General features: G+C 64.9%; 8 protein-coding genes. All 8 read right to left on the reverse strand.

Annotated features, from left to right (window positions below; genetic code table 11):
- On the reverse strand, positions 1 to 2,252 hold a 2,252-nt coding region (locus WS49_RS22080; RefSeq protein ID WP_059533313.1), incomplete at its 3' end, for a phage tail tape measure protein.
- A gap of 133 nt (positions 2,253 to 2,385) precedes the next feature.
- Positions 2,386 to 2,784, reverse strand: coding sequence for a hypothetical protein (locus WS49_RS22085; RefSeq protein ID WP_059533299.1), 399 nt, complete (start codon positions 2,782 to 2,784; stop codon positions 2,386 to 2,388).
- On the reverse strand, positions 2,781 to 3,158 hold the full coding sequence (locus WS49_RS22090) for a hypothetical protein (RefSeq protein ID WP_059533301.1): 378 nt from the start codon (positions 3,156 to 3,158) through the stop codon (positions 2,781 to 2,783). The genes WS49_RS22085 and WS49_RS22090 overlap by 4 nt, the downstream gene beginning before the upstream one ends.
- A 29-nt stretch (positions 3,159 to 3,187) precedes the next feature.
- The gene (locus WS49_RS22095; protein ID WP_059533302.1) at positions 3,188 to 4,609 is read right to left on the reverse strand and encodes a phage tail sheath subtilisin-like domain-containing protein; all 1,422 of its coding nucleotides are present in this window, start codon (positions 4,607 to 4,609) and stop codon (positions 3,188 to 3,190) included.
- 3 nt (positions 4,610 to 4,612) lie between these two features.
- The gene (locus tag WS49_RS22100) at positions 4,613 to 4,840 is read right to left on the reverse strand and encodes a DUF2635 domain-containing protein (RefSeq protein WP_059533304.1); all 228 of its coding nucleotides are present in this window, start codon (positions 4,838 to 4,840) and stop codon (positions 4,613 to 4,615) included.
- Positions 4,837 to 5,505: a DUF1834 family protein gene (locus WS49_RS22105; protein WP_059533306.1), complete on the reverse strand. Its 669-nt coding sequence runs from the start codon at positions 5,503 to 5,505 to the stop codon at positions 4,837 to 4,839. The genes WS49_RS22100 and WS49_RS22105 overlap by 4 nt, the downstream gene beginning before the upstream one ends.
- 4 nt (positions 5,506 to 5,509) lie before the next feature.
- Positions 5,510 to 5,923, reverse strand: coding sequence for a gp436 family protein (locus WS49_RS22110; RefSeq protein ID WP_059533308.1), 414 nt, complete (start codon positions 5,921 to 5,923; stop codon positions 5,510 to 5,512).
- A 6-nt stretch (positions 5,924 to 5,929) separates the two neighbouring features.
- Positions 5,930 to 6,331 (reverse strand): hypothetical protein (locus WS49_RS35715; protein WP_059533311.1); only part of this gene is annotated, 402 nt, incomplete at its 5' end.

Below are 6,331 nucleotides of genomic sequence, written 5' to 3' on the forward strand. Positions count from 1 at the left end.
GCGTTCTTCTGGCTGGCCGTCGACACGAAGTCGTACAGGTGTTGGCCGTCGAGATTGATCGTGAAGTGGCCTTCGACTACGGGCGGCTTCTCGTCTTTCTTCTGCGCGAAGATCGCGTCGCCGATCATCTTGCCGATGCGCTCGCCGAAGTCGTGGCCGAAGTAGCCCGCGATCGCACCGCCGATCGCGCCCACGGCAGTGCCGGCGATCGGCACCACCGAACCGGCCGCAGCACCTGCGGCCGCGCCCAATGCCATGCCGCCCAGACCACCGACGACGCCGCCCGCGACACCGACGTAACCGGCCTTCTTCTGGTCCGGTGTCATCGAGTCGTTGTTCGCGATGGAGTACGCCTCGATGCCGCCCATGACCGCTTGTAACGGGGCACCGAAGCGGCCCACCAATCGTGCGCCGGCCGCGAAGCGCGAACCGAAGGTCGCGGCCTGGGCGGCGGTGGTGCCGAGCGCTCCGGCCGATGCGGCGGCTGCGGCATCAGCGGCCGCAACTCCGGCAACCGGCGCCGCACCGAACCCGCCGCGCAGGATGCTGATGGACGCCGCGACACCGAGCGCGGCCGACAGCGTCTTCAGGCCGAGCGTCGTGCCTTCGATCGCGGCGGTCAGCTCGGGATACTTGCGCGCGTAGTCGGTGAGGTTCGTCGCCACGTTGCCGAGCTTCTCGTCGAAGCCTTCCAGCGCCTTCTGGCGCGCAATCTGGCGCTCGTTTTCGAGCTGATCGGCCTTGAACGAGGCGGTGCCGGCGATCGTCTCGAAGTTGCTGTCGACCGCCATCTTCGGGTCGAACACCTGAGACTCGACCTGCTTCCGGTAGTCTTTTTGACCCATATACGCGACTGCCGCACCGAGCGCCTGGCGATCGTGGATGATCTTGCCGATCGACGTACCTTCGAGCAGTTGGACCTGGCTCTCTATGATCTCTTTGCGCTGGCTCTCAGGCGCGGTCGCGAGCTTGGTCTTCAGGCTCTGATAGCGCTTGTCGCGCGACATCACGTTTTCGAGGATGCCGACGAACGCGTCCAGCGCGTTCACACCTTTCGCGCGCGACGCGGCGAGACTGCCGGTCAGGTCGATGCCGAGCTTCTTCGCCTTGATCTGCGTGTCCTGGGAATTCAGCTTCTCGAGCAGGTTGACCAGGTTGTTACCGGCTTCATCCTTCGTGCCGGCCGTGATCACCGATGCCTGGTTGGCAACGACTAGCTTGCCGAAGTCCTGCAAGCCCGACATACCGGCGAGCTTTGCCATGGCCATCTGCTGCGGGAGCCACTTCGACATATCCTTCAGCTCGAAGCCGCCAGCCTGGCCGCCCTTGAGCGCCATGTCGAGTGCGCGCGGGATGTCGGCTTCCTTGATCTTGAAGTTCTGCATCGCACGGATGGCGATGTTGCCGAGTTCGTTCGGGTCCGCGCCGGTGGCCGTCGCGAACTTTTGCAGGGTCGGCAGCATCTTCATCGCGGTTTTGTCACTGACCGCGCCGGACGCGAGCAGGTTGTCGAGCGTGTCGGCCGCCTGTTCGCGCGAACCGCCCCCCGAACGTACGGCCGTCACGATCGCATCGTTCAGCTCACCGACGCCCCGGCGTCGACCGGCGACGTCGCGATCGGAGAACGCGGTGTTCGCCATCATGGCGAGCCGGCGGTCATAGGCCATCGTCTCGCGCACGGCAGGGGCGGCCACCATCACGCCGGCAGCAGCGCCGGCCACGACGCTGCCGGCACGCCACATCGCGCCGACCGCACGACCACCGCGCGCGAGCCGGCCTTCCGCCTGCTCGGTGCCGCGCAGCTCGCGGTTCAGCTCGGCCACACGCGTACGCAACGCAGCGAACGCGCGCGCCTGCTCGGCGGCCGACGCGAAGCCCGCGCGCTGGAGACGGTTGTAGGCGGCGACGGTCTGGGAAATTTCCCGGCGAATGGTCTGTTCGGAACGGACGTCGAGTTGCGAGCGGGCGGCCGCCAGGCGTTGCGAGCCGGTCAGGATGTTCCGGTTCGCCTGGGTGTAGGCCGCCTCGGTCTGATGCACATTTCGCTGCACGGCCTGCTCGGCACGGGCCGATTGCGACATGCGCACGTCGTACAGCATGCGACTGGTCACCACGCTCACGCGAGACGCGTCGGCATACGTCTGGGCTGTCTGACGCACCGAGCGCTGTACGTTGCGCTCGCTTTGTTGTGCGGGCGTCGACACCTGGTCGCGCATCCGCACGGTCAATCCAACTTCGAGATCCCGGCTCACTGTTTTTTACCCTTCGGACGCTTACGCCTCATACTCTTCACGGTGCGCGTCGTGGTGCCGGGCACCTGCTGGCGAGGATTCTTGCCGCGAATCGTTGCGATCGCGGCAAGATATCCCTCAAGTTCCGGCTCGGTCAGGCTCCGGAACCGTTCTTCGCTGACGCCGTATTCGGCAAGGACGATTCCGGCGAGCCGGTAGTTGCGGCGGCCGGCTTCGGCCGCTGCCGCTTTTTTTTAAGTTCGTCCTGCGCCTTCATCATCACGTCGTAGTCGCCGTCGACCGCTGTCATGAGCAAATCGTCGGTGATGGCTTCCTTCGGGATCGTGCCGAGCGAGACGAGACAGCGCGCGAGCATCGCGACGTTCACGCGCATGTTCGACACACCGCCGCCGATGATTTCCGGCTGTTCATAGACTTCGATGTTCTCGCCGATCGTACCGAGACGAACCTCGAAGTCGTAGTGCAGCTCGCCGCTGCCCGGCGGATATTCGACGCCGTATTCCAGCGAACCTTTTTCGGTGTTGATGCTCATTCATTCACCCGTCGAGTCGAGAAGATGGTGAGGTCGCGGCGCGCCTCGTTTTCCACGCTGTACTGGTCGCCCATGTCGAGCGTGACGCAGTCGTAATAGCTCACGCGCTGGCCACTCGGCGACACGGGGAACTGGGTCAGCTTGCCGCCTTCCATGTTCCACCAGTCGATTTCGTCGCCCCCGAGCGGAATCACGACCGTCACCTTCAGCTCGTGTTCCTCGACGCCACGCGCGAAGCCCTTGACGCGCCCCGTCCGGTTCATCGTCTTGACCGGCTTTTTGCCAGTCTTCGACGTCACCGAGAAGGTCACGACCTCGGCCTCCTGGCCGTCGACTTCGAGCACGATCGCGCCAACGTATTCTTCCAATGCCATGACTGGCTCCTATAGTGTTGCGAAGGGTGTTACAGGATCAGGTCGATCCGGCCGGCGAACACGTGCAGCCCGTTCACGACGTCGCACGGAATTGCCGCATCGAGCTGGTTGACGTCCTGCAAGTCACGTTCGACGATGAGGTTGTTCTTGTTCGCCTCGACGTTCTCGACGATTTCCAGCTCTTCGCACTTGTACGCGACGTCGAGCAGCTCGCTACGCACCTTCGGCGGCGTCTTCTCCGACAGCTTCTCGCGCGGGAAGCGCAGCGCAATGCGTTGCTGACACGCCTTGCGGAAGTAGTCGAGCGAACGGATCGTCGTGATGTCGAGCAGCGCCGGATCGTCGATGCCCTGCGCATCCTTCGTGTATGTCGTGATCGACCGCACGATCTGCACGACGTTGCCCGGGCCGATCTCGAAGGGCGTTACGCCGTTGTGCAGCGCCTTCTCCTGCTCGGTGCGTCCCGGCTGCGACGGGATCGGCGTCACGTCGAGGCCGGTCAGCGCGAGCGTGTTCAGCGGCCGCGCCGGGTCCGTCTCGCTGGAAATGACGGCGGCGTAGGCGGCGGCGATCTCGGCCGACAGGCACACCGAACCCGGATGCCAGCCGATCGTGATCCGGCCCGCGTCGAGGTCACCGGCCAGCGTGGTCGCAGTCGCAAGGGTCGCAGGCGTGCCGGCGACACCGACAGCCGGACGTTGTTCGAGCGCGCCTGAAATGCTGTCCAGATGCGTACGCAACTTCGTCAGCGAATCCGTCGTCGGCCAGCACGTCGCATACAGGTTGTACTTCGCGCCGTACACGGCCGCGAGCGCCGGGGAAATATCCGGATCGTTCAGCCCGCCCGCGAGCGCCGTAACCGTCGCCTTCACGCCGGCCGCCTGGTTGAGCTGCGACAGGACGATGTCGTTGCCGAATGCGCCCTTGTTCTTCATCGTCAGCGTCACCTTGCCGTTGACGGAGTCGGCCGTGACCGGCAACGCGGTCTTCTGCGCGATCTGATCCTTGAGGCGTGTGGCGATCGTCGTTTCCGTATCGTCCGCGTAGACGGCGATGTCGACACGCGTGTTGCCGATAAACAGCGCGAACGCACCGTCGGCCGTGGCCGGTCCCGTGAATTCGACCGTGCCCTTGGCCGGCTGGCCAGCCTGCGCGTCGTCGACCGCGATGACCGTCAGGCTCACATACTTGTACGCCTTGATCGCAGCGACGGCCGCGATGTGCGCGAGCGATCCTGCGCCGAAGTACAGCGCCGCCTGGTCGCCTGAGAACACGTCGACCGGCTTCAGTGCCGGGACAGTGCCGTCAGCGGTACGCTGGCCGACGATGAGCACGGTCTGGTCGTTCGCCGGCAGCGTGCGCACGGCGAGCTTCGTGTTGTATTCGAAATACTTGCCCGGCTTGCGGATACCCGACGGGATCGTGTCGAACGAGATGTTTTTGCTTGCCATCGGTTAGGCTCCTTTCGCGGCCTTTTTGGCACCCGATTCGACTGCGGGACTCGGCGCGACGTCGACGCTCGATTCCGCGGCCGGCTGGTTTTCTTCGATCAGGTCGCCTTCGGTGACGCGACGTTGGTAATACGCGGTGTCCGGCACATCGACGGCTTCTTCGTCCGTGATGTACTGGCGCGATGCGTGTTCCTTCGGGACACGCAGCCCGGAACGGGCTTTCACTTTCATGGTTGCTCCTTCATCTCAATGCGATCGACAGCGTCGGCCGGCCGATCGGTGCCAGGTTGCAGGTAGTAGCGCAGCAGCGTGGAGTTCCAGTCCGGCGTCGGCGGATCGAGCTGGCCGTCGTACCGCTCGAACACCTCGCCGAGCGGCCCTTCGACGCTGCCTTGCGGGAACGCGCCGACGAACAGCGTGTCTTCGACCCACGCGGTGTGGAATTCCAGTGCGTAGACCGACATCGCGTCGCTGCGAACCTTCGTGTTGAACAGCGTGCGAATCGCGCCTGGCGCGAAATGTCGAATCGGCAGGCCCATGTCCTGCTGGTTCAACAGATGCCGCACGGCCGAGATCAGCAGGTTCGTGCCAACCTCGATCTGCGACGGCCCACCGTGCCGGCTCGTTTCCTCGTTGCGCACGCTGCGCGCGCCGACCATCACGACGAACGTCGCCTCGGCCTTCCACTTCGAACGACTCGTCGCAACGGGATCGGTGCGCTTCACACCGCCGAATGTCACCCACGCGGCCGGGAAGCGCCGCACGACGGTGTCCAGCTCTTCGTCGTCGAACTCGCCGCCGTAGGTCTTGACCTCGGTGACCATCTTGCCGAGACCGCGCGTGAGGCGGTCGACGACGCCAAGCTCAACAGCGGTGACAATCGGAACGTAGGGCATGGCGTTATCGGTTGTCGCGCGCGAACACGCGGGTACCGGTCACGAACTGGACCGAGTTGTCGGGTTGCGGGACCGATCCCGTCGTCGTCGAGCCGAGCGTGACGTCACCCGATGCGACGAGCTTCAGGAACGCGATCGCCGCCTTGTAGCGCTTGTCGATTTCGTCGGTCATGACGGTTTCACCGCCGCACAACCGATAGCGCGCGATGTCGCAGCAGATTCCCGCAAGCATCTTCGGCTGCGGTTCGAGCGGCAGCGCGTAGCGGCCGGCCAGATACGTATCGATCTCGGCGGATGCTTCGTCGAGCGCATCGGACAGCACGGCGGCGTTCACGTCGCCGGTGCGCTCGCGATCGGACAGCGAGATTGCCTCGCGCTGCCCGAAGCGGTTCACCATGAATTCGACGGTGGCGAACATGGTGCGTTAGCCCTTCTTGCTGGCCGACTGTACCGACTTGCCGCCGGACTTCGCGGCGTCCTGCTTGGCTTCGAACGCCTGGATGCGTGCGACCAGCTCGTTCTCACGCGTGACCAGGCCGGCGAGACGCTCGTCGAACTCGGCAACGCGGCGTTTCAGGTCCGCTTCCGCCGCTTCGAACTCGGTTTCGGCGGCCGTCAGATCGGCCTCGCGCAGCTTGATCGACGCTTCGCGCTGCGCCAGCTCCGCTTCGATGTCGGCCAGCGCCAGCGCTCGCTTCGCGTCGTCTTCGCTCACGTCGGGCGTCAGCGTGTCGGCGTTCACCAGCGCTGCCGTCACGTGCGGGGCGTCGTGATGCGGGAGCGCCGCCGCTTCCGCGTCGCTGAGATGGATCGCCGTGTCGACCAC

Source organism: Burkholderia sp. RF7-non_BP4 (assembly GCF_001521935.1).
GTDB classification, from domain to species: domain Bacteria; phylum Pseudomonadota; class Gammaproteobacteria; order Burkholderiales; family Burkholderiaceae; genus Burkholderia; species Burkholderia diffusa.

What these genes read in the sequence shown, in the direction of transcription:
- WS49_RS22090 (WP_059533301.1), bottom strand. Translation starts at nt 3,158, where the DNA reads ATGGCATTGGAAGAATACGTTGGCGCGATCGTGCTCGAAGTCGACGGC.
- WS49_RS22110 (WP_059533308.1), bottom strand. Translation starts at nt 5,923, where the DNA reads ATGTTCGCCACCGTCGAATTCATGGTGAACCGCTTCGGGCAGCGCGAG.
- WS49_RS22100 (WP_059533304.1), bottom strand. Translation starts at nt 4,840, where the DNA reads ATGAAAGTGAAAGCCCGTTCCGGGCTGCGTGTCCCGAAGGAACACGCA.
- WS49_RS22095 (WP_059533302.1), bottom strand. Translation starts at nt 4,609, where the DNA reads ATGGCAAGCAAAAACATCTCGTTCGACACGATCCCGTCGGGTATCCGC.
- WS49_RS22085 (WP_059533299.1), bottom strand. Translation starts at nt 2,784, where the DNA reads ATGAGCATCAACACCGAAAAAGGTTCGCTGGAATACGGCGTCGAATAT.
- WS49_RS22105 (WP_059533306.1), bottom strand. Translation starts at nt 5,505, where the DNA reads ATGCCCTACGTTCCGATTGTCACCGCTGTTGAGCTTGGCGTCGTCGAC.